General features: G+C 43.2%; 12 protein-coding genes. 1 reads left to right on the top strand and 11 read right to left on the bottom strand.

Annotated elements, in window-relative coordinates; all coding sequences use genetic code 11:
• Positions 1 to 135: 135 nt before the first annotated feature.
• Complete coding sequence (locus G3T18_RS12030) at positions 136 to 690, bottom strand: PEP-CTERM sorting domain-containing protein (protein ID WP_224410799.1); 555 nt, start codon at positions 688 to 690, stop codon at positions 136 to 138.
• 400 nt (positions 691 to 1,090) lie between these two features.
• Here G3T18_RS12030 and G3T18_RS12025 point away from each other — a divergent pair, with 400 nt between their 5' ends.
• Positions 1,091 to 1,768 (top strand): YdcF family protein, encoded by a 678-nt coding sequence (locus G3T18_RS12025; protein ID WP_224410798.1) that lies wholly within the window; start codon positions 1,091 to 1,093, stop codon positions 1,766 to 1,768.
• A gap of 47 nt (positions 1,769 to 1,815) precedes the next feature.
• Here G3T18_RS12025 and G3T18_RS12020 read toward each other — a convergent pair whose 3' ends face one another.
• The 10 genes from G3T18_RS12020 to G3T18_RS11970 form a co-directional block, all read right to left on the bottom strand.
• Entirely contained in the window at positions 1,816 to 2,529 is a 714-nt protein-coding gene (locus G3T18_RS12020) for a class I SAM-dependent methyltransferase (protein WP_224410797.1), read from the bottom strand.
• An 82-nt stretch (positions 2,530 to 2,611) separates the two neighbouring features.
• Positions 2,612 to 4,201, bottom strand: coding sequence for an HlyD family efflux transporter periplasmic adaptor subunit (locus tag G3T18_RS12015; protein ID WP_224410796.1), 1,590 nt, complete (start codon positions 4,199 to 4,201; stop codon positions 2,612 to 2,614).
• Between the two features lie 405 nt (positions 4,202 to 4,606).
• A complete protein-coding gene (locus G3T18_RS12010; RefSeq protein WP_224410795.1) occupies positions 4,607 to 7,615 on the bottom strand; it encodes a peptidase domain-containing ABC transporter in 3,009 nt (1,002 codons plus the stop codon).
• Positions 7,616 to 7,751: 136 nt separating this feature from the next.
• Entirely contained in the window at positions 7,752 to 8,516 is a 765-nt protein-coding gene (locus tag G3T18_RS12005) for a peptidylprolyl isomerase (protein WP_224410794.1), read from the bottom strand.
• A 260-nt stretch (positions 8,517 to 8,776) separates the two neighbouring features.
• On the bottom strand, positions 8,777 to 9,268 hold the full coding sequence (locus G3T18_RS12000; protein WP_224410793.1) for a GFA family protein: 492 nt from the start codon (positions 9,266 to 9,268) through the stop codon (positions 8,777 to 8,779).
• Positions 9,269 to 9,557: 289 nt separating this feature from the next.
• Complete coding sequence (locus G3T18_RS11995; protein ID WP_224410792.1) at positions 9,558 to 15,707, bottom strand: choice-of-anchor I family protein; 6,150 nt, start codon at positions 15,705 to 15,707, stop codon at positions 9,558 to 9,560.
• A 461-nt stretch (positions 15,708 to 16,168) separates the two neighbouring features.
• Complete coding sequence (locus tag G3T18_RS11990) at positions 16,169 to 18,124, bottom strand: cadherin domain-containing protein (RefSeq protein WP_318013958.1); 1,956 nt, start codon at positions 18,122 to 18,124, stop codon at positions 16,169 to 16,171.
• Positions 18,125 to 18,555: 431 nt separating this feature from the next.
• A complete protein-coding gene (locus G3T18_RS11980; protein WP_224410791.1) occupies positions 18,556 to 21,108 on the bottom strand; it encodes an alkaline phosphatase PhoX in 2,553 nt (850 codons plus the stop codon).
• Positions 21,109 to 21,589: 481 nt separating this feature from the next.
• The gene (locus G3T18_RS11975; protein WP_224410790.1) at positions 21,590 to 24,043 is read right to left on the bottom strand and encodes an alkaline phosphatase D family protein; all 2,454 of its coding nucleotides are present in this window, start codon (positions 24,041 to 24,043) and stop codon (positions 21,590 to 21,592) included.
• A gap of 229 nt (positions 24,044 to 24,272) precedes the next feature.
• The coding region (locus G3T18_RS11970; protein WP_224410789.1) for a hypothetical protein at positions 24,273 to 24,475 on the bottom strand (203 nt) is incomplete at its 5' end.

The raw sequence follows: 24,475 nt of genomic DNA, 5'->3' as shown, positions 1-24,475 counted from the left end.
TCACTTTCCACGCTCCAAATCACCCCAATCTAAAAAACATTCCCTTGTAAGGACGGGGGAGACTTAGGAGATAAACTGATAACTGGTAACTGCTAACTGCTAACTGCTAACTGGTAACTGCTAATCCCCAGTCCCCTACTTGTGGTGACAGCGACGACGGGAAAGTAAATAACCTCCAAAGAGAAGGAAAGACGCGATCGCTGTTGGCTCTGGAACTGATTGTACTTCTGGTTCTTGGCTACAATCGGCTAAACTACTACCGTCAGGACTAGCGATCGAGCCACTACCGTCTAAACAAATGCCTACTTTGGCAAGATCGTTAACTTCGACTTCTAAGTCAGCATCCGCTTCAACTTTTACGCCTTCTTCGTCAATTTCTACCTTAACCTCAAGTTCGCCATCTTTTTCGACCAAATTCTCAAGATCGGTTAGGGAAGATAAATCAGCATCTGTGAGATCGTTAACTTCAGCGTTGGTTTGAGAGTCAGTTGAAGCACCACCTACATTCTCGACATCAGTTTCCGTGGTTTCTTCAGCTTCTGCTTTAGCACCTTCTCCTACAGTAGCTTCTAGCGCAGAATCGACTAAATTAGTGATTTGGGCTACGGCTGCTGTGGGAGTGGCGATCGCCCCGATAACGATTAAACTAGCGGTGGTAAAAGTTAAGTTGGCGATTGATTGCTTATTCATCACTACTTCTAACGTTTGTTCCTGAATGTTTTGCTTGGATATCTCCAGTATTCAAAAATTTATTAAGAAATGTAAATTCGTCAGACTACTGATTTAAAATTATCACTATCCAGTGGAAATCACTCAGTCCAGTTTTAGCTTTTCAACGTAAGACAACGTAGCTCTAATTTGATTTAATTATTATTAAATTGTATTCTGGATTACCTCTAAAAACAAAAATTTTAATAATCCAGTAAAAATCCTTACAGATAACTATTCGTGTCTTTTTGTCAAAAAAGTCTATATTATAAGAAAAAGCCGTTGCCCAAAAAACAGTAATTACTCGGAACAGTGATTTACGTGCTAGCTTGACAGAAGTATTCAATCTCGATCGAGAAAAACTAAATTTTAATTATTTTTTATGAAAAAAAATCGGCAGACTAGGGAGGGTAAGAAAAAATGGCAAATCTTGCGTCGGGCTATTTTAAGCAGCGTCGGGCTATTTTTCTTAGGATGGAGTTTGGCGATCGCACTTCAATTACAAGCCGCAGCTTCAGCCCCAGTGGGTGCATTTTTTGAACTTGGAGGTAGTATCCGCCGCGAAATTTATCTCACTGAAATAGCGAAAGAAAACCCCAATATACCAATCTTAATTTCTGCTGGTTCTCCCGACCCCTGCATCTGGTTAATTTTCGCTCGAGAGCAAGCACCAAAAGAACAAGTTTGGTTAGAAAATTGTGCGAGAAATACTTTCGGAAATTTTTATTACAGCGTACCTATTTTACATAATTGGGGAGTTAAAAAAGTTAAATTAATTACTTCTGAAACTCATTTACCTAGGGCTTTATGGATGGCAAGAATTCATTTTGGCGCTCGTGGTATTTGGGTAGAAGCAGATATAGTTACAGAAGAAGGAATTCCTGGTAATAATGAATCAATAATTAAAACTAGTTTAGATGTGACTCGTAGCTTTTTTTGGGCAATAATCAGTCCATTTATTCAACCAGAATGTTCTCAAGTGAAGAAATTAGAAAATGTCAATATACAAGCATGGCGCGAAAGAGGTTTTAAATGCGAACATCAAGGAAATATTAATTAAATATTGTCAGTCAAAATTGACAACAATCACGAAACTTTTTTGAGCTATCAAATATCTTCTTCATAAAGATAACCTATCTCACCTTCGATTTCAAACTTAACGTGAGAATTTTCTGCTAAAAACTCTTCTACACCCATTCTTACCTGTTTTCCCCAATAATCTAAACCTACATCATGTAAAATAATTTTCCCTCCAGAAGCTAAATAAGGATAAACTAATTTCAGGTCGCTTGCAACTGCTGAGGTTCGATGATCTGCATCTAAAAATACCAAATCGAAAGGTTGATACTGTTCGCAAATCTGTTTGCCGACAAGCTGATATTCGTCAAGTTTAATTCCATAATTGACAACTTTTTCTCTATCTTCTTGATTGGGAAAACAACAAGAGAAAAAGCCTTTTGTTAGAGTAAATCTATCGGCAATTTTTAAATCATTCAGTAACTCTAAGACGAAAGACAAATTAGTTCGTTTTTCCTGAATATCAAATTTTCTGACAGCTAAAATATCTTGTATTTCAACAGGAAGTCCGGGGTCAATTGAGACAATATGTGTTTCTGGTAAGCATAGTCCTAGAATCGCTGACGAAACACCGACAAAGATTCCTATTTCCAGGATTTTGCTCGGTTTTTTTTCTCTACCTATTTCGCTCAATTGCCGAGCATGATTAATTTTGAGCGAGGCATTTTCAATGAACTCACGTTGAAGTCCTTTTTGAGTTAAAATTTCTAACGCTTGCTGATAAGCTACTTCTGGTTCATTCATTATTTTCCTAAACATAAAAATGTTTAATCCCACCACTAAGGTAACTAACTGTGGTGGGAAAATTATCTCAACTCGATCCAATTTAACGCACTTGCTTGAGGCTTTCAATCTTATTCGTAAATAATTCAGTGAATAAACTCAAAACTGTGCGGTCTTCTTTAACTTTAATATTGACACTGACTTCCATACCCGACTGTAAAGGAAGTTCTTTTCCACTATCAAGCACCAAAGATTGATTGTTGAGTTCGACAGTAGCAGGAAAACGGAAGAAACGATAATTTTCATCAGGAGGTAAAGCATCGGAACCGATCCAAGTTAATTGTCCTTTGATGTCACCAAACTCGCTGAAAGGAAATGAGCTAATTCTGATATCAGTTATCATACCTTTTTCGACAAAACCAATATCGCGGTTAGTAATATAGACTTCGGCGACTAGGTTGTCGTTGGGAACAATTTTCAGCAAAGGTTCGGTTTTGCTGGGACTGGGAACGTAGCCTGGTCCTGCTTGCAAATCAAAGACAACTCCATCCACAGGAGCTTTAATTTCTTGATAGTCGAGAGTTACCTCTGATTGAGAAATTTGTGCGTCTAGTTGAGCGATTCGTTTTTCGTTTTCGACCACAACTCTTGTTAACTGACTATCAATTTCAGCGATGCGATTTTTGTTAGCTGCGATGCGATCGAGGACATCTTTGTCAGCCGCCGCTTTAGTATTAACTAAACGTTCTCTTCCTTGGTCGATCGCGCGTTGTAAGCGCAGTTGTTCTTCTTGGAGTCGGGCTACCTCAGCCTGTCTTTCTTGGACTTGTTGCTGTTGTCTGGTTCCTTGCAGACGAGCAATTCCGCCTTCTTGCACCAAAGGCATAATATCATTGAGAATATCTTGCTCGGTTTGGAGTTGAGTTTGAGCGTGAGCTAACTGAACCCGGTTTTCATCGAGTTGCTTGCGTAGTTGTTCGACTTCCAACTGGGCTGCTTGTTCGCGCGATCGCGCTTCTTCTCTGGCTGCTCGCAAACGCTCTAATTCATCAATCCCAAAATCAGCACTACTGGCTGCACCGCCAATTTGAATCCGATACAGTTGATTTTCTTCAAGGAGCGTACTGCGTTCTCTCGCAATAAAAGCAACTTCATTGGGGAGATCCAATTGTAAAATAGCTGCTTCGATCGCTGCTTTTGATGGTGACTGTCCCATCAAAGTGCGATAAAATTTATTTTCTTTGGTTAAAGAGTCGCGAATTTTCTTCTGAGAATCTAATTCGGCTTTGGTCGCGGTAGAGTCGAAGACCATCAACACTTCGCCTGCTTCGACTACATCCCCATCTTCAACATAAACTTCTGTTACTTTACCATTTACTGGGGCTTGAATTTCTTGAACTGCTCCAGTTGGTTTAAGCTGACCTGTAGCGGGCACAACCTGCTCAATTTTGGCAATACTAGCCCAACCGATACCGAAAGTGGCTACCCCCATAATCGTCCAAACGATCGCCCGCGACCACATTGGTGACTGTTTCAGCACTACTGGTTGCTCGAAATAGTGATTTTGGATCGCACTACCTGGGGAACGAACTAGTGCTTGGGAGTCTTGAGCTGAAGCTCCTTGTCTCAGCAGTCCAGAGCGATTTACGGTACTTTGATTGCCGTTGGGTTGATTTCTCTTAGCTTGAGTCATAATCTGAATCTTATCTAGCGGATGCGGAAGAAATTCTTGGTCGCGAGCTTGCTATGGAAGGTAGTTGGCGCGTTTAAGAGCAAATGCAGCAGAAGATATTTTACTTATTCACCGATAGTTTCTCTCTCCTGGAGGAAGAGAATTTCTTTGCTCTCTGTTTATTATCTTAATTGCTCTCTCGAGATCTGTTGCTGGTGTTGGATAATAATTTTATTTTTTCGCGCCTCTACTTTTTACTTCCAATACTTGAGAGTAAATTACCGAACTTTTAGTTTTTCCTCGGTTAGAAAAATCTTTGCAGATGGCTAGCGATCGCACTTGGTGTTAACTCAACTTATCTGCGGCGATCGCACTACGACATCAATTGCTGACAACTGGTCACTGGTCACTGTCAACTGCTAACTGTTACACCTGAGACTCTTGCTGCATAAACAGATGATAATAACGACCTTTAAGCGCCATCAATTCATCGTGAGTACCTTTTTCAGCGATCGTCCCAGCATCCATCATCAAAATGACATCAGCATTTCTAATCGTACCCAAACGGTGAGTGATAAAGAAAACCGTAGTATCTTTAAATGCTGCCGCCAAATTAGTACAGACTTCTTGTTCAGTTTGATAATCCAGGGCAGAAGTTGCCTCATCCAAGACTAACATTCGGGGGCGCTGCAAAACAGTCCGGGCGATCGCAATCCGTTGTCGTTGTCCACCTGACAAACTCGAACCTCGTTCCCCAACTCTGGTGTTATAGCCCGCCGGAAGACCCATAATAAACTCGTGGGCTGCGGCAACTGTAGCAGCTTCAATAATCTCATCTGGAGTTGCATCGGGATTAGTTAAAGCGATATTTTCTTGCACCGTCCCGTCAAACAACAAAGTATCTTGAGGAACCACCCCAATTTGTCGCCGGAGAGAATATAGTTCTACCTTAGCCACATCATAGCCATCAACCAGAATTCTGCCTGCTTCCGCATCATAAAGCCGAACCAGCAATTTAGTTAACGTACTCTTACCAGCACCACTTTGTCCGACAATGCCCACAAATTGCCCTGGCTGAATTTCCACACTGACGTTATTAAGCTGCAACGGACCATTGTGTTTAAAGCGGAAAGAAAGATTTTCGTACTTCACCCCACCTTTAATCGCGGGCATGGGAATATTTTGGCGGTCAGTTTTATCAGCTTCTTGAGGAGTATCGATAATATCGCTCAAACGTTCTAAAGACAAAGCTGTTTCTTGGAAATTCTGCCAAATTTGCGCCAAACGTAACAGTGGCGAAGTCACATAACTAGAAATAATCCGGAAAGCGATCAACTGTCCTAAAGTCAACTCGCCCGAAAGTACCAAATTAGCACCTACCCACAGCACCAACAATGCCGCCAGCTTATTGAGGAAATTACTTCCCGCCCCTGCGCCTGTAGATGTTACCACAGTTTTAAAACCAGCCGAAACATAGCTAGCATAACGTTCCTGCCAAGTCCAACGAGTTTTTAGCTCGATATTTTGTGCCTTAACGGTTTGAATACCCGATAATACCTCGACCAAGTGAGATTGAGTTTGAGCATTCTTTTCCGCCTTAACCCGCAATTGTTTGCGGACAATCGGCGAGAAAATCAAAGTTAGTAAGATAAAGAAAGGAACAGTAGCTAAAGCAACCAGGGTTAAAAGCGGACTGTAGATGACCATTACCGCAATGTAAACCACGGAAAACACTGCATCCAAAACCACAGTCAGCGCCGTACCCGTGAGAAACTTACGAATATTTTCCAATTCGTTAACCCGCGAAGAAAGTTCGCCCACAGGTCGCTTTTCAAAATAACGTAAAGGTAGCCGCAGTAAATGGTCGATAATTTCCGAACCCAAAGCCATGTCGATGCGGTTCGTAGTATCGACAAACAAGTAGGTGCGTAAACTACTCAAAAAGGCTTCAAAAACCGCGATCGCCAGTAGGAAAACACCCAAGACATGGAGAGTATCGGGACTATTTTGCACGATCACCTTATCAATGATCACCTGAATCATCAAAGGATTGACCAGGGCAAATAGCTGCACGAAAAAGGAAGCAATAAATACTTCCATCAACACCCAACGATAACGAATCAGCGAAGGGACAAACCACTGCAAACCAAAACGTTGTTTCGGCGTTTCCTTCGTTTCTTGGATCAACAATACTTCAGCTTCATCGCCCAAAAGTTCCCGCATTTGGGCTGGTTTGCGGCGACGGATACCCGCTTGAGGAATACCCATCACGATCGCCTTATCGCTAACTTCGTAGATCACCGCTAGGGTTTTATCTTCTTCTTGCGTACCAATCCGGACAAGTGCGGGAACGCGAATCTTCGTTATTGAAGAAGTCGGGATTTTGATTAACTGAGCATTCAACCCCATCAACTCAGCTACTGCACCACAAAAAGGTAACGCGACACTACCCTGACGATTTATTTGTTCGCCAATTACGCGCCGAATCACATCTTTGCGAAAAGGCATCCCAAAATGTTGTGCCAACATTTGGAAACAAGCCACCGCCGTACCCAGGTTTTTTCTCCCTCGGATAATCGGGTATTTCCGATTGCGATTATCGTCTTTACCAGAATCTTGTCCTGGGAGCGGTTCGGCGGGAGCAGCAGCTATTTCATCTGGATAATCGGCTATTTCCTCAGTGAAATCATTATCATCCTGAAGATCGAGCGGTTGTAAATCTACCTCTTCTGTCTCGTCGTCGAGGGCTTCAATCGGAACACTAACTAAACGAGCCGGACTGTTTTTCACGACAATCTGCTCGTCCAAACTGTTAAAAAGTAAGCGGCTGTTAGGAGGGAAATTTTCCACAGTTCCCCCACCACTAACAAACCAAAGTTTGTCTTCTAATTGAGATACTTTCGTCCTTCCGGGAGGAAGATAAACAACTTTAGCTTCTGGATAGACATCACGAGTTAAATTTTTTAAATCGCGATCGCCTAACGCTTGTCGGTCTAATTCTGCACCAAGTAACTCAAAAATTTCCAGAGGGCTGCATTTTTCCTGAAAATAGGCGCGAAACTCTTTGTGTCGCTCAATCAGCCGCAAAAAATCATTCGTATTTAGACTCAAACAAATCGATTCATTCGAGGCGATCGCTGTTTCGCAAGGAACTCCCCGCAGCAAACTTACCCAGCCAATAATTTCTCCAGGTTCCATTAATTTAAGCGTTACTGGCATTTGAGTGCGCGGATCGTATCCCAACAGACGTACCTGTCCTTCATAAACGAGCGCGATTTGCGAAGGCATTCTCTCTCGAAGTAAAATTGTCTGACCCATGCGATAACGCAAAGGCTGCAATTTTTCTGACAGCTTCGTCAGATCGTTAGGATTGAGTAAGTTAAAAGGCTCTACGCCAGCTAAAAACTCTTTAATACTGGTTTTCGTATAGGTCATTGGGTTTCACCAGATTTTTTCCTCAGTCAAGTTAATGGGCGATTAAAATTCAACTGTAGCAGTTACACCTGTTTCCTTGTTTTGTAGACATCACTGTTAATTTATGCGTCAACAAAACAGCAATTTTTTTGCTTAATTAACTGCTTTGGTTAGCAATCTCTTCTTCATTTTGCCCATTAAACGGTGGAAAAGACACTTTTTGTTGAACTTGTTCTGATAGCCAGCCCTCAAATAGCTCATTGAGCAACTTTTGTCTCATTGGTTCGTCTAATTGTGCCGGCAACAATTTTTCTAACCTAACAATTACTAACCATTCTCCCACTCGCGTCGGGGGCCAAAGTTGTCCTGGCTTACCCGAATTGAGCATTTGTGCTATCTTCACGTGAGGAGTATTAATTTCCACAGGTCCGATTAAACCACCAGTTTGTGCTTCCGAACCTTCTGAATATTGTTGAGCTAGTTCGGCGAAACTTTTTTCTCCTTCCGCAATCCGAAAATACAGTTCTTGAGCGATACCCGGATTTTGCGTCCTGATTAAAGAATATACCACGCGATCGAGTTGTCCTTTTCTTTTGAGAAAGTAAGATTCTATTTTATTGCTCCAAGTCAGACGCTTGAATTTTTCTAGCTTTAATTTTCGTAACAGTTTACTTTCAAGTTGCTCTTTCGAGATTTTATTTTGTTGTAACCAAACTGGTAAATTTGCTGGGGTAAGTTGATTTTGTTGAAAAAATTGTTGATAAACCGATTGGATCTCTTGAGGAGTACATTCTACCTCCGCGATCGCCTGATCGATGACTATTTCCCTAATTAGCTGGGGGAGGAGTTGATAGTCAGCTAGTAAAGGGACAACTTCATGCGCATTTATTACTTTGTCACCAACCTTAAAAATAGGAGTCATCTTTACTCAATCGCTCTCACATACCGCCGTTAGATAATTTGCTAACAGTCTTAACTAACTTCAGCAACTACACACCATTTCCCAGTTTAACTTGTTTGGGATTGGGGATTTCAGTGAACAGTTATCAGTTATCAGTAGAGAGTAGAGATTGGAGACAAGCAAGCAAGAGGGGGAAAAGGGAAAGGACAAAAAGGATAAACTGTTTACTTTTCACTGATAACTGAACCCACCTCCCCAGTTACCCAGTCCCCAATACCTAACTAATTGTCTACTAAACCCATTCTTTCATGCCACTCAGCCAGAGATTCTTCAGGATATCTTTGATGATAGCGATCGCTGCTGTTTTCGGGGATTTCTACCCAACTAGGAGCAAAATCAAGCATCATATAAGTATGCTGTGGCGGTTTGGGTAGTTCGGTGTCTACAGCCGACGCAAACGGGTGCATTAATTCTGGATAATCTGGACTATACACCCACAAACAAGATCCGCAATGCTTACAAAAACGACGTTCTAAGTTGCTTTGCTGCGGTTCGGGATCTTCGGGATTTTGAAATTTAGCCCGATAAATTGTAATATTTTCTTCACCTTCTACTTCCAGAGTCCGAATATCGCCTGCTAAATTAATTCCATAACCACCCGAACCTGATGTTTTGCGGCAAATCTCGCAGTAACATTGCATAAATGGATAAGGATGATAACTGCGTACTTTGTACTTTACGGCACCACAGTGACAAGAGCATTCTAGTAACATTTTCTACAACCTGGGATATTGTGGAATGGGGATTGGGAACAGTGACCAGTGAACAGTGACCAGGGAACAGTGACCAGTGAACAATTTATTCCCTAATTGCTTTTGTCTCCAATATCTATTGGTAACTGGTAACTGCTAACTGCTAACTGGGGATTGGGAATTGGTGATTGGGAAACATCGACTCATAAGGTTTTAACTGTTGAATGTAATAACTGATAACCCACTCACCAGTTACCCAGTCCCCAGTTACCCAGTCCCCAGTCCCCAGTCCCCAGTCCCTAGTCCCTATTTAAGCAACTACAGATAAATCGACAGCGAAGACAAAATCGTTAAACGAGAAATCTCCACCACCAAAAGTATCTTCAAACCCAAAGGTATTGTCATCGAGTAAGCGTGCGTGGTCAATACCATCGGGATTAGCTTCAGCAAAAGCGAAATAAGCTGATTCTTCGCTACCTCCTGCTAATAAGTATGGTGCAAAAAGGAATCCTCCTGGTAAGGTTAGCGCTTCGGGATCGAAACGGTCAAACTCTACTACACTATTAGCGATCGCCGCTTCGCTGTAACCTGCTTCGTCTGGGTTAATTAATTCACCTGTAATCGGGTCTAAAACAGCCCCAGAGGTATCTTGAACTATATACAATCCACCTCGGTTATTCAAGGCTGCATCTTGGGAAGCGACTATATCTGCGGTGACTAATTCACCTGCGCGATCGCGTAAGTCAATTAAATCGACATTACCTTGCAGATTGCTACCTAATGGTACTTCTTCATCAGTGACCGCAAAACTTACTTCTACGTCATCGAAGTCATTATCACCACCATCAGGAATATCATCCCAGGACAAACCAAATGTCCCCTCTGTTAACTCTTCTAGGCGCAGGAAGCTGTCTGAATCCTCGATCGCGCCAAAAAAGACATCTGGAGGCGTTGTTCCGGCTTCTAGAGCATTAATCACCTCATCGGTGCTACTGTTCTGGACGAGGTAGAAACCGAAACGTTGGTCGCTATCTAAATTGAGGATGCGAGATTGTGTTTCGCTGAAGATGTCTCCGTTGAAGAAGTCTTGGGAGTTTTTGGAGAGTAACGATGCGATGGTTTGGGAGGATGCGATCGCTGCTTCTAAATAACCCTCTTCTCCTGGTGCAATCCCATTAATTGTACCATTCGCGTCGTCTACCAAGTATAAACCGACTTCGTTGACAAATCCGGCTTCGCTAGAAACAGTAAACTCTAAATTAACCTCTTCCTCATCCCCAGCAAAGCTAAAGATATTATTAGTGCTAGGTGAGTTTAGCGTAACTGGTTCGACTACATTAGTTAAATTGATGTCAATTTCACCAGTATCGCTTAAACCTCCTACATCGGTGACGCTTACTTCTAATTCAAAGTTAGGTGTGGTTTCAAAATCAAGGTCGTCAGCGTCAGCTACGGTAATTTCCCCCGTATCTGCATCAATTGCAAAAGCATCTACTCCATCACCGTCGGGGTCAAGATTTCCGTCGGTAATCTCATAAGTTAAAGTATCATCAACATCAGGGTCAGTTGCGGTTACTGTTCCCACAACTGTACCAACAGCGCTATTTTCGGCAACTGTGAAGTTTGTTTCAGTAATAACTGGGGGTTGATTTCCTTCCCCATCCACAGCAATTTCATATACCGTAGTTGTACCGCTAATTTCGTTAGCGACAACTAACAAAGGTTCACCATTGGGACTATCTTCAGCAGAAATAAATAGTAAACCTTCGGGTCCCAAATCGCCAGCAGTAAATGCTTCTGCATCAACACTAAAGTCACGGTTATTGATATACTGGACGAATTCCGGCTGTTGTGGGTCGGTAACTTCATAAACCATTACCCCACCAACTCGTTCCAAACCAATAAACGCAAAAGTGCGACCCTCAATTTCTCCAGTAACTACTCCTTCAGGTTCGGGTCCTTTTGCGTCGCTGCGACTGTCAAACGAGTCGTTATTGTCGTTATCGCTATTAAAAAATTCCGGTAACTGTTGGGCGATAATTTGCTCAAAATCATCACCACTATCAAAGACTAAGTTACCAAATTCGTCGAAAATTGAAAACGATCGCCCACCAAAAGCATACAGTTCGTCATAGTCACCATCATCGTCAATATCTCCTAATTCGGTGGTAACTTGTAATCGTCCTAATACTTCATCTTGCTGTAATTCAGCCGCATTAGGAAACGCTTCGGGGTCTAAAACTAAATCCGCTACTCGTGCTTCTTCGCTAAAAGTATCATAATCGCGAGCGTCACCTTCGTTCGCAGTAATGATGTAAGTTTGTCCCCCAATTGCAAAAGTATCGATTCCATCGGGTTGTACCATCCCGAAAATTGGATAATTAGCGAGGTTAATTTCCCCATCTTCGTCACTGACATCGAGAGTATTTCCCAAGGGGAAGGAAATCAAACCGAGTTCAATTGCTTCGGTTCCTTCAACTTGACCAAAATCGTTATCGTTGAGAACAGCAAGAGTACCATCGCTTAATAATGCTAATCCTTCTGGTTTGTCGCTGGGTAAATAACCGAGACTCGGTAAATTGGTGACTTTTACCTTATTAACTGGGTTAATTCCCAACTCTGCTAACTCATCGGGAGTTTGTTGTTCGAGGGTTTCTCCATTCTCAAACTCCATTCCCAGAACATTAGTTGCACCTTCAAGGTCAATTTCAAAGACAAACTTCTTCGCTGTCTCGGTAAAATCTGCATCTCGTTCGATGACGAAGAAAGTATCGTCACCAGCATAGACAGCATCACCTATTTTATCAACTCGACCGCCTGGGCGAAATTCTGGGTCTTCGAGGAGGTAAACGTATTCACCTACCGGATTTCCATTGGTAGGATCGATACCGAGGATGCGAATTACCTGAGATTCGTCAGAAGTTGCGCGATCGGGATTGGCTAAAGGTGTTTGAATGAAAGCATAGAGAATGTTGTCATCCGTGTCTAATGCTACTGCTTCAAAACCCCGATTTTCCCGACGATTAGCGTATTCTGGGGGTAAAGTTTCGCTTCCGTAATCACCAAATCCCAAGTTTGCTAGTGTTTGCTGAAAAAGATCGGCGTAAACTGCGTGACCTTGAGTTGTAAAGTGAACGTTATCCCAGAAAAAGTATTCTTCGGGGGGAGAGGTGGGATTTTCGGTGAAAAAGAGGGGGTCGGTTATATTAGAAAAGCCGAAAGCTGCGGGGTTAGCAGCGACGTTTTCGATGGGGATGAATAAGTCGATGAGGGTGACTTGTTCGTTGTCTGCGAATTCTGCGGTTAGTTCGGTGTTGAAAGCAACACTCAATTGAGCTAACTCGGTGGTAATGTTATTTTGCGCTGCGAATGGTAAGCGTCCGGTGTTGGGGGTTAAAGCTAGGATAATATTTTCTGCGCCATTTGCGGTCAGAGTTGCGATCGCATTTTCGATATTATCTACACTTTGAGTTATTGCGACTTCTGGGTCAACAGTCGGATTAAATGGTAGTCCTAACAAATCGTTAGCACCAATCCACATAAAATATAAAGCATTTGGATCTGCACCTGTACCAACTTCTGCTACAAAGTCGTCAATTTGGTCGAGTAAACCGTATTCTAAGTTGGGAGTTCCATCGGTGAAATCAGTGCTAATTCGTCCTGTGGTTGCTCCGACAACGGCATAATTAGTAATATCTTCGTCGGGGATATCTAATTCTGATGCGAGAAGATCGATCCAGATTGGTCCGTTAGAAATACGTCCGTTGGTGTAATTTGGGGGAACTTCTCCACCAATGCTGGTTAGATAATCGGCTAAATTTCCGGTATCGGAAAGACTGTCACCGAAAACGAAGACTTCGCTTATTTCTTCTCCACCTGTTGTTTCTTGGGGGATGTAGCGATTTAAAAGTACACCATTTTCGTCGAATTGATAGATTGCGGGACGATATTCGTCTACCATCCAGTAATTGCCAGCCGGATCGACTAAAATACCTTCTAAGTCGGCTCCGAATGGGTCATAATCAAGTAAATTACCGTCAAGGTCGGCTGGGATTTCGTCTACACCGGGAATGTTGGGTAAACCTGTAATTGGTGTGGTTCCATCTTCGCGGGTGAGGAAAATTTGGTCGGTAATGGTAATTTCTTCGGTGTCTCGGTCTAGTGTAAATTGAACGACGCGAGGCTGATAGTCTGGGAGTAAGAAGATTCGTTCCTCTTGACCATCATTATTTACATCTGCGGTTCCTGCATCGGGTCCGCGATCGCCGACTGTAATAAATTCTAAGTTACCTTCGTTATCTTCGCCAAGATAATATAAGCCGGAAAATCCGCTTAAGTCAATAAATTCCCCATCTAAGGTTGTTCCCAGTGTGGGTAAGTTATCAAAAGCGAAGGTTTCTAAACTCGGTTGTCCTTTACTGTAATCTTTATATCCCAGAGGGACAATTTCGAGAACTTCACCGCTTGCTACTTCAATTACTGCTAAGGCATTATTTTCTTGCAGGGAAACGTAGGCGGTGCTACCATCTTCGCTAACTGCGATGTATTCTGGTTCTAAGTCTTGGGCTACGGTAGCGTCTGGTCCAAAAATCCGGACTCCTTTCTCGATTAAAGCTTGTTTTTGGTCGTTAAAATCACCAAAGTCAGCAGTAATCACATTTGCTTGAGTCAGATTTTCCACACCACCGGAAATGTCGATGATGCTTACTGAACCTTCGGGGTCGATGCTATAGTCATCGTTAGGTTCACCTTCGTTAGCTACTAATACCCTGGTTCCCGTGGGGTCAAAGGTGAGCATATCTGGTAATGCACCCACTGTCACCGAGTTGAGGAAATTTCCATCGGTATCTAAGAAAACTACCGTTCCTGGTTCAGTTTTATCCTCAGCTTCTACCGCTACAGCCACAATACCATTTTGTACCGCGACGCTATTCGCGACTGCACCAAAAGAGGTAACATCAATTGAGAACTGAGTTAGTTGCGATCGCAGTTCTCCGCTTTGATTGTTTTCTGTGTGTAAATTAACGTAGTAACCACCTTCGCGGAATAGTTCTACTTGTTCGTTGGTTAATTCAAATTCTCCGCTAAATGTACCTGAACCGTCTTCGTTATCTGCAATATTTAAGTTAAAAACAATTGGTCCATTTTCCCCCGCTTCTCCTAAGTGAATGTGAATTGCACTTTCGGGATTTCCTAGCGCATCTTCTCCACCCACAAAGAATAAATCGCTAGATAAATTCTGATAAATTCCTGTTACTTTGAGGACGTTATTTTCGTTAATTGTCGCAACTACATCCCCGGTTGCAGGAGTATCAGCAATTGGTGGTACTTCTTGCGTTTCTTCGAGGGGATTTGAGTTGGGATTACTCGGATTACTGATGTCAATAATATCAACTGTGGCGCTATTAGCATTGACAACAAATAATCTTTGTGTTTCTGGGTCATAAGCAGGAATTTCGGCTGCACCTTCGTCGAAAATTCCCGTGGCGTAAGTGCCAATTGGTGTTAAAGTAATTGCATTACTGGGTTGAGGTGCTGTCGAAGTGGTAATTGTCACCGTCGCTGTATCGTCAGCACCGTCAGGGTCAGTTACAGTTACTTCTAACTCTAAATTACTGTTAGGATTAATACTCAGATCGCCAGGATCGAGAAGCGTAATTTCCCCTGTGTCAGCATCAATTGTAAAAGTATTTTCTCCATCTCCATCGGGGTCAGTATTTTGCGTAATTTCGTAAGTAAGTTCGTCGTTATCGGGGTCGGTTGCGATTACTGTTCCTATAACTGTCCCTTCTTCTGCATCAGGAGAAATAAAGAAACTCGCATCTTCAATTTCGGGAGGATTATTTTCCTCATTTGGTTCTTCATTTCCAAAGACAAAATCATCTGCGGTTAATTGTCCGGTAAAATTTTCTAAAGTAGCGAGTTCAACACCATCAACACTAATAATAGTATCGCCATTTTCTTGAGTAATATCCAAGTCAGCAAAACTCGTCACATCTGGCTCTAAACCAGCGATACCCAAGATATCTTCATTTGAATCAAAATCTGTAATAACGTTGCTTGACGAAGGAAATTCCGCAGTTGCAAGCCAGAATCGATCGTTACCTGCACCCCCAGTGAGAGTGCCATCACCAGAACCAGCAAAAAGGCGATCGCTACCCTCTCCACCAATTAAAACATCATCGCTACCAGCAATGAGAAGATCGTCACCATCCCCACCTTCAAGGGTATTACCTCCCGAACCCGACCTACCTTCGAGAGTATCATCACCCTCATCACCTTGTAACAAGTCATTTGTCCCCGCAAATAACTCATCGTTACCAACACCACCGCTAAGGGTATTATCTCCCGAACCCCCGGCAGCATCTAAAATATCATCTCCAGCTAAACCTTGTAATAAATCGCCCGTGTTTTCGGCAAATAATTCATCATTATTAGCAGTTCCAGTTATTGTAGCCATTATTTTTACTCCTCACACTATTAACGGGATTGGGGTTATCAGTGAACAGTTACCAGTTACCAGTTATCAGTTACCAGTTATCAGTTACCAGTTATCAGTTACCAGTTATCAGTTTCCCAGTTTCCCAGTCCCCAGTCCCCAGTTTCCCAGTCCCCAGTTTCCCAGTTTCCCAGTCCCCAGTCCCCCAGTCCCCAGTCCCCAGTTTCCCAGTTTCCCAGTCCCCAGTCCCCAGTCCCCAGTTTCCCAGTCCCCAGTCCCCAGTCCCCAGTCCCCAGTCCCCAGTCCCCAGTCCCCAGTCCCCAGTCCCCAGTCCCCAGTCCCCAGTCCCCAGTCCCCAGTCCCCAATCCCCAATCACCAGTCCCCAATATTTTAGGTTGATGAGTGGAGATTTGGGATTAAGGTTGGATTAAGCAAAGAAGCAAAAATCCCCTTTTTCCCCAATCCCCGGAAGATTTTCCCTCTAAACTACTGAAGCATCGACGGAGAAGACAAAATCGTTGAAAGATAAATCTCCACCACCAGCAGTATCTTCAAAGCCAAAGGTATTGTCATCGAGTAAGCGGACATGGTCAATACCACCTGGGTTAGCTTCTGCGAATGCAAAATAAGCAGCTTCTTCGTCACCTCCAGCTAATAAATAAGGTGCGTATAAGAAACCTCCAGGTAAGATCGTTGTATCGGGGTCGATACGGTCAAATTCGATAGCGCTGTTGGCTAAAGCGGCTTCGCGATATCCTGCTTGTCCTGGGGCGATTAATTGACCTGTAACGGGGTCTAAGACGCTACCAGAGGTATCTTGAACGATATATAAACCGCCTCGGTTGTTGAGGGCTGCGTCTTGGGAAGCGACGATATCTGTCCTAAGTAATTCACCTGCTTGGGAGCGGAAGTCAATTAAATCGAGAGTACCTTGTAAATCGCTACCTAGGGGGACTTCCTCGTTAGTTATTTCAAAACTGACTTGTACGTCGTCGAAGTCTGCGTCACCTCCGAGGGGTGAGTCGTCCCAATTAAGGGTAAATTCGCCAGCAGTTAAGTCGTCTAGCTGCAAGAAGCCGTCTGCATTGTCGGCGGCACCAAAATAAACGTTTGGCGGTGTTGTACCTGCTTCTAGGGCGTTTAAAACGGTATCTGTATCGCTATTTTGGACGAGGTAGAAGCCAAAGCGTCGATCGCTGTCTAGGTTGAGGATACGAGATTGTGCTTCGCTGAAGATGTCTCCGTTAAAGAAGTCTCTAGAATTATTGTCGAGTAAGGAAGCAATAGTTTGCGACCTTTCTAAGGCTGCTTGGGTATAACCTGCTTCTCCTGGGGCAATACCATCGATCGTACCTTCAGCATCGTCCACAAAGTATAAACCAACTTCGTTGACAAATCCGGCATCACCGGAAACAGTAAATTTCAGGTTCACATCTTCCTCGTCACCAGCGAAGCTGAAAATATTGTTCTCGCTAGGGCTTTCGAGAGTAACTGTTTCGACAACGTTGGTAAGATTAACGGTAATGTCGGCGGTGTCGGTTAAGTTTTCTGGGTCGGTGACTGTTACTTCTAGATCGAAGTTGGGAGTAGTCTCGAAGTCCAAATCTCCTGCATCAGCGACGGTAATTTCACCTGTATCTGGGTCAATTGTAAAAGCAGCAGTTCCATCTCCGTCGGGGTCGAGATTTCCGGCGGTAATTGCGTAGCTGAGAGTCGCATCAGGCGGTAAATCGGGGTCTTCAGCCGTTACTGTTCCTACTGAGGTTCCTACGGCGCTATTTTCGGCGACGGTAAAAGTCGCATCTTCAGCTACAGGTGGTTGATTTTCAGCCGTTTGATTGTTGAAAACAAAGTCGGTTGCGTCGAGTTCGTCGGTGAAACTTTCGAGGATCGCTAATTCTGTCCCACCAGTTGTAGAGATGACAGTATTACCATTTTCTTGAGTAATATTCAGGTCGTCAAACTCAGCTAAATCTGGTTCTAACCCAGCGATTCCCAAAACATCTTCACCTGGGGTAAAGTCGGTAATGATGTTAGCAGAAGTTGGTAATTCGGCGATCGCCAGCCAAAATTGGTCAGCACCCGTACCACCTGTGAGTGTAGCATCACCAGAACCAGCAAAAAGGCGATCGTTACCGTCTCCACCAATTAATTCGTCGTCGCTATCCGCAAAGAGAAAGTCGTTACCTTCTCCTCCATCAAGTTGACTTCCTCCCGAACCCGACCTACCTTCGAGGGTATCATCACCTTCATCGCCAAATAAAAAGTCATCTACCCCTGCAAATAACTCGTCGTTACCTGCACCTCCTCTCAGGGTATTATTGCCGGAACCGCCTGCGGCATCTAAGGTATCGTCTCCTCCCAAGCCAAATAATTCGTCACCTGTACTTTCGGCAAATAGTTCGTCGCCGTTAGCAGTACCGTTGATAATTGCCATTTAGTTTTCTCTCCTCTCTTGCTGAAAATGATCGGTTGTGGTAAGAGTAAGATTCTTGATTTGTCCGTGTTTAAGCTTACTCCCACTCCTTAATATCTTCTCGCTAACTTTGAAATATTACGGAGCAAGTTCGCGCGATCGCTTGTTAGTGGTAGCAAAATACACTCACTATTGGTAGAGAGTAACTAATTTTTGACCCTGACGCCAAGTCGCAGTTGCTTCTTTCTCAACAAAAATGAGATTTTTGACTCGATTTTGGTTTTCCTGGTCTTGGTTGGCTATTTGGGTAATTATTTTCACATAGTTAAGTAAATAAATATACTGGATAAAGTTAGCAAAAGATGATTCTCGATCTAGGTGAAAAATAAAATTAGTTTAGGGACTGCCCAGGCAGTCTCTAAACTATAAGGAAATGTGCTGTTTACTGAAATTTAAACAGTCACAGAGGGATCGAACACGAAATTAGCTGCACTAAGCTCATTTTCACCGATACCCAGGAAGGTAGCTAAGTCGCGATCGCCAAAGCTCACAGTTGTGTTACCATCAGCTTCGCTCAGGTCAAAATCATCAAAGCTATCCAAACCTGCGAATGTACCGCCAATACCAATCACATCTAAACCTGCTTCAAAGTCGGTAATTTCGTTTTCAGCGTCGGCAAATGTACCGCTAGTAGCGATCCAGAATTGGTCAGCACCTTCGCCACCTGTAATTTGATTATCTCCGCCTTCGCTAACAAAGAACTTGTCAGCGCCGTCACCACCAACTAAAACATCTCCGGTTCCGAGGATGAAAGTATCGTCGCCTTCCTCACCGTAGAGACGATTATCGCCGCCACCAAGAGAAGCATCGAGAGTGTCATCACCTTCGCCACCAAAGAGACGATCTCCTGTTCCAGCATAAAGTTCGTCATCGCCAGCGCCTGCGTAGAGACGGTTTCCCCCACTACCAACAGAAGCATCAAGGATATCGTTACCCTCACCACCAAAAAGGCGATCGCGTCTTCCGGCAAATAACTCATCGCGATCGCTACCAGCATACACTCGGTTACGACCTTGACCGCTAAAAGGAACTTGAGAAGTATCGACAAGATCTTCACCCAAACCTGTGAAGATTAACTCTTTGGTACCATCAGCATCGCCCGCAGCCACGTCTACTCGATCGTCTTCGGTACTACCGAAAACTGTTTCACTCTCTTCTGTGGGTACAGCTAAAAGCAACTGACCGCCTTGAACGAAAGCGCCATCATAGTAAACATCTTCTACACTGTCGCCATCGTCTCCACGACCGACAATATTACCATTTTCTGCGATCGCGTCCCGAATACTATGCGCTTGCACGTCAAGGAGGTAAGAACTGCGACCTGGTAAAGCATCAGAGTCAATTTCGATAATTCCCGAAGACTCCCAATCACCATAATCTGTCGCAACTGCCGGATCGATCTGATTGAGTTCGCCAATAAAGGTGATTTCGTCGTCTAGTTTACCTTCATTGAAAGCAATATTGTAGGAGAGAATCCGAGCATTGCGTTCTTCTCCTTCACGACCGACTGGCGGTTCTCCAAATAAGACATTTGCACCAAAAGCTGTCCGATCTTCCTGAATAACTACGTTCCCGTTGTTATCGACGACTATGTTATCGTAGCTGACTCCAGTATCGGGTCCGCCTTCTAATAAGAACTCAAAGGTTCCATCACCAGTAGGATCTTCTGGATTAAGCGTGAAACGGAATAATTTACCAAAAGGATCGTCAGTTAGCGAGATATCTTCTGTTTCCCTAAAAGGATCGCTCGGATCGGCAATTTCCTCGGTTCCCGTGCTAACCCAGTAAAATGTTCCTGGATTATTGGGGTCTTCGTGTAAATCTTCGGGACGGCGGAAATTAGTGGAAACTACATCTAAAGCGTTGACGACTCCATCGTTGTTGATGTCTCCCGGACCATCGATCGTTCCGTCTCCATCAAAATCGCTATTATATGCGGCTTCGTTATCGACATAATCGCTGAGAATTTCTGGGTCGGGATTGAGGGTAATTGCATCGGGAATGGGAACCCAACGAGCAATTAATTCTTCGTTTTCTGGCATATCCGACAAAGGGAAAGCTTCCCCAGTGTCGGGAGCTACCACTTGCAGTACAAACAAACTGTCGGTTGTGTCGTTCAAACCATTAGGATCTGCTGCGGTTTGTTCGCCGACATACATATAGATTTCGCCGTTGCTGAAATCTTCCGTGGAAAGAATTACGGTAGTATCGGAATTGGTGGCGCGATACTCAGAAGCCGCATATACTTGCTCTTTAGAATATACTCCAAGTCCGAGAATTGGGCTGGCATTTCCATCCGGATAAACGGCAATTCCTAGACCGTCGTCTGTTTCTTCTGGTGCGAAATAAAGAGGAATAGAAGTGCCGTTTTCGTCTACAAAACCTTGGGTGGCTAAATAACCGGAACAGAAACGAGAGAAGTTCTCGTGTCCTGTCATTTCTAAAACGTTGCCGTTGCTATCTTCGTAGTTACCAGTGTCGGTATTTAAGGAATAAATAACTCCGTCTACATCAACGTCTTCGATGAGGTTTTTCCCGCCAACAATGTCCCAGTTTTCGTCGAAAACAAATAAGGAAACCCGCGCACCGTTGATGACTTCACCTTCGGTTTCTCCTGCGTCAATTCTGCCATTTCCGTTGGCATCATTAACGGTAATATCGCTGGTGATACTAGAGTATACGCCAGAGGAGATTTCATGGTTCATCCAGACGTAGTTAAGTCCGTTGATTTGGGTATGTCCTAAACCGTCTGGAATTCCGGCGATCGCATAATTTTCTGTGGCGCTGGTGGTGAAGTTACCAAGTTCTCCTTCTAGTAAGGGTATTTCGTCTCCTACTGTTAGTAAAGGTATGTAATCGTATTGGGGATTTTTACCTGTTACTGGATCGATATCGTTGATGTTGACAACGTATTGTTCTGCTGAAGTTTTGCCGCTAATTACCATATTTTTATCTCGGGAAATAAGATTTTTCTGACTATTCTAGGGCGACAAAAAAGTTACAAGTAGAATTATTTTTTGGAGATTTTAGCTCGGTAAATCCTCTGTGTTTAGTCAGTTTTTTGTGAAAAACTACCAAGATGATTTGTTCGATCTTGATTTACCGACAATAACCTACCGTCTGTGTTTTTGCCATCAACAGTGTTTCAGGGTTAGTTTAATAACAAGTTATTTTGAAATTAAAAAAATACTTAATTTTGTTTATGGTTCTGTTAATTAACTAACTTGTTAAGAATTAATAATAATTTGCCTAATTCTGTAGTTTGATGATATCTAAATAATAATTTTTATCAATAAAATTTGGCTGGATATCAGTCTATTGCAAATAGTTCTCTTTTTATTTCTTTGTAGAGTCAAAAAGTTAGGAAAAATTAGCAAAATTTTAGAGACGTAGCATTGCTACATCTCTAACTAGAAAATTAGGAATTTAAACAATTAAACCTGGGTCGAAAACGAAATTAGCGGCACTGAGTTCGTTGGCAGTTACATCCTCTAAAATGGCTAGGTTGATGTTGCCAAAACTCACGGTTGTATTACCATTATTTTCGCTAAAAGTCAAGTCATCGAAACCACTAAGATTGTCAAAGACACCGCCAAAACCAATGACATCAGTTCCCACTTCAAAGTCAGTAATAGTGTTGGGATCTTCGCTAAGATCGAGTAAAGTTCCGCTTGTAGCGATCCAAAATCGATCTGCGTCTTCCCCACCAGTAATAGTGTTACCGCCACCTGTTTGGACGAAGAATTTATCTGCGCCTGCGCCACCTGCTAAAATATCATCGGTACCGAGGAAAAAGCTGTCATCGCCATCACCACCGTAAAGTCGATTATTTCCTTCAGAAAGGGAAGCTTCGAGAGTGTCGTCACCTTCACCAGCAAAAGCGCGATCGCTAACTTTAACAACTAACTCATCATCTCCGACACCACCATAAAGACGATTTCCCCCTTCACCCACAGAAGCATCAAGAATATCGTTACCCTCACCACCAAAAAGGCGATCGCGCCTTCCGGCAATTAACTCATCGCGATCGCTACCGCTATAAATCCGACTCCTACCCGTACCATTTTGCGACGCATCGACTAAATCTTCACCACCACCAGTAAAAACTAAGTCTAAATTACCATCAAAATTGTCATCAATTGCCGCATCTAATTCATCAGCTTCCGGACTCCCAAAAACTGTTTCTGTTTCCTCAGTCGCAAACACTTGAAACTGATTTAATAATTCTGGTTCGCGAGAAGTAATCGTCTCTGGATTTGCTTCTAATTCTGCTTGGGAATAAGGTTCAACTCCGTAAGTTGTTACAGTTAAAGCTTGGGTTTGCGGGTCAATTTCAAACTCAGTCCAACCATAATTATGTGCTTGGATATAAGAACCTTGCAATAACTCCGCATCAATGGGTGAATTTTCCAACCCAATTGGGTCGTAACCGAATAAAGTTTCGGTACGATAATCTAAGATTTCCCGTACATATTGATTTTGTGCATCGCGATCGGTTAAAGCTAAATATTCTTCTCTAGATTTACCTTGTTCTGCTAGTAAAGAAGCGGGAGTAAATCCTACCGTAGCCACGCCAAAAGGTGCCGCAAATGTTTCATTAAACGGCGGTTCGAGGAAAGGAACTGTTAGCTGTATGCCAACTGGTCCAATCATTACATCAAATACGCCAGTTTCGATTTGTTCGCCGCCAAATTCTTCTTGATAGGTGACATTATTAACCACATGACCGTGAAAATCCCCTGTAATAAAAACTACGTTATTAATGTCATTTTCTTCGATAAAACTCAGGATTTCGGTTCGTTCCGCCGCAAAACCTTCCCAACGTTCTCCGGCTGTGGGAATTCCGAAGTTTTGCATCGGGACAGTAGACATAACAAATTTCCAGGTAATCCCAGATTCTTCGGCAGCTAAAAGGTCGTTTTTAAACTGTTCTTTTTGGGCTTCTCCGAGAAGGGTTCTTCCTGGTTCAAAGGCTGCTTGTAAATAAGCTTCTATTTCTTCTTCGGAAGCTGTTTCTGGTAAAAATGGTAAGGGTTGGTCGCGGAACGAACGAACGTCTAAAACATAACTCGCTGCGTCGCTACCAAAGGTGTTGTAACGATAAAGTTTTTGTTCGTTTGCTGTGCGCGGATCGCCTGTTTCGCCGTAAAATTCATCTCGTAAAGGTTTGTAGTCTTGAAATGCTTCTAAAGCGTCGTCAAATACTTGGGTATCGTTGACAAAATCGGCATTTGCACCTGCGTCATTCCGGAAAATGTCTTGTTTCTGGGGTGATAGTTGCGGAGTTGAACCCCCGGCAAAATCGTTGGTGAGGTCGTGGTCGTCCCAAGTGCCGTAAACTGTAGTAGAGGCGCGTAAATCTACCCAAGGATTTAAGCCATAGCGTTCTGAGTAGATTTCTTCGTGTTTGGTGCGAAATTCAGCTAAGGTTTGGGCTTGGGTGACTCCGGGTAAGATGGGAGATTCGCTGTCTGCTTCGATGGTATCGCCCATTTGTACGAAAAAGTCCAAATTGCGATCGCGAACGTTGAGAATTGAGACGTAGGGGCTAAGTTCGCCTTGCCAGTCTCCCGATACGCCGAAGCGTAAACCTGCGTTGTTGCCGATTTCGGCGGCGGTATCGAATTCACCGATGAGGGTAATGTTGTCTGCGTCGGTAACGCGGTAGTAATATTGGGTTCCAGGGTTAAGATTTGTTAGTTCTACCTTGACAGGAACGTCGGTATCGGTGACATTTGCTATTGCTGTGCCAATGATGGTAGCGAAGTTGGGGTCGGTAGAATATTCAAAGGAAACTTCGCCGAGGCGATCGCTACGAGTCCAGAGAATAGTGGAATTCTGCGTTGTATCGCCGGAGGCAATGCCGTTAGGTAGTGCCATAGTTTATTTTACTAAAAATAAGGTCAGGCAACATGATAAGCCCAAAGAGGTCGTTTGAGTATGGTTTGATGTAGTTTGTTTGCGAAGAGTAATTAGGGTTGAATGCTACAGAACATCTGTAGAGACTAAAATGCAACGTCTCTACACAATTTCATTTAGTGCAGCTAAAGTAAATTGGTATTACAAATATGCGAGTGAGAACAGAATAAGTAAGTATCAAATAAAACTTTTACCACGACAAGAATTGGTCGAGATGTTCTTCTCGTAATTGTTCGATAATATTTTCTAAGTTGTCGATTGATTCTGATTCAACAACTAATAAGCCATTTTCTTCAATAATTTTTGCTTGTTCAGATACAGGTTGGAGAATTAATTTTCCATCTTGAATATCTCCTAATAGTTGCTCTTTTCCTTTTAATCCTAGTTGTTGTC

The sequence above is a fragment of the Oscillatoria salina IIICB1 genome, assembly GCF_020144665.1.
In the GTDB taxonomy this organism is placed as follows: domain Bacteria; phylum Cyanobacteriota; class Cyanobacteriia; order Cyanobacteriales; family SIO1D9; genus IIICB1.
Note: the sequence above shows the minus strand (reverse complement) of the source record. Positions and strands in the feature narration are given on the sequence as shown.

What these genes read in the sequence shown, in the direction of transcription:
- G3T18_RS12030 (WP_224410799.1), bottom strand. Translation starts at nt 690, where the DNA reads ATGAATAAGCAATCAATCGCCAACTTAACTTTTACCACCGCTAGTTTA.
- G3T18_RS12025 (WP_224410798.1), top strand. Translation starts at nt 1,091, where the DNA reads ATGAAAAAAAATCGGCAGACTAGGGAGGGTAAGAAAAAATGGCAAATC.
- G3T18_RS12020 (WP_224410797.1), bottom strand. Translation starts at nt 2,529, where the DNA reads ATGAATGAACCAGAAGTAGCTTATCAGCAAGCGTTAGAAATTTTAACT.
- G3T18_RS12015 (WP_224410796.1), bottom strand. Translation starts at nt 4,201, where the DNA reads ATGACTCAAGCTAAGAGAAATCAACCCAACGGCAATCAAAGTACCGTA.
- G3T18_RS12010 (WP_224410795.1), bottom strand. Translation starts at nt 7,615, where the DNA reads ATGACCTATACGAAAACCAGTATTAAAGAGTTTTTAGCTGGCGTAGAG.
- G3T18_RS12005 (WP_224410794.1), bottom strand. Translation starts at nt 8,516, where the DNA reads ATGACTCCTATTTTTAAGGTTGGTGACAAAGTAATAAATGCGCATGAA.
- G3T18_RS12000 (WP_224410793.1), bottom strand. Translation starts at nt 9,268, where the DNA reads ATGTTACTAGAATGCTCTTGTCACTGTGGTGCCGTAAAGTACAAAGTA.
- G3T18_RS11995 (WP_224410792.1), bottom strand. Translation starts at nt 15,707, where the DNA reads ATGGCTACAATAACTGGAACTGCTAATAATGATGAATTATTTGCCGAA.
- G3T18_RS11990 (WP_318013958.1), bottom strand. Translation starts at nt 18,124, where the DNA reads ATGGCAATTATCAACGGTACTGCTAACGGCGACGAACTATTTGCCGAA.
- G3T18_RS11980 (WP_224410791.1), bottom strand. Translation starts at nt 21,108, where the DNA reads ATGGTAATTAGCGGCAAAACTTCAGCAGAACAATACGTTGTCAACATC.
- G3T18_RS11975 (WP_224410790.1), bottom strand. Translation starts at nt 24,043, where the DNA reads ATGGCACTACCTAACGGCATTGCCTCCGGCGATACAACGCAGAATTCC.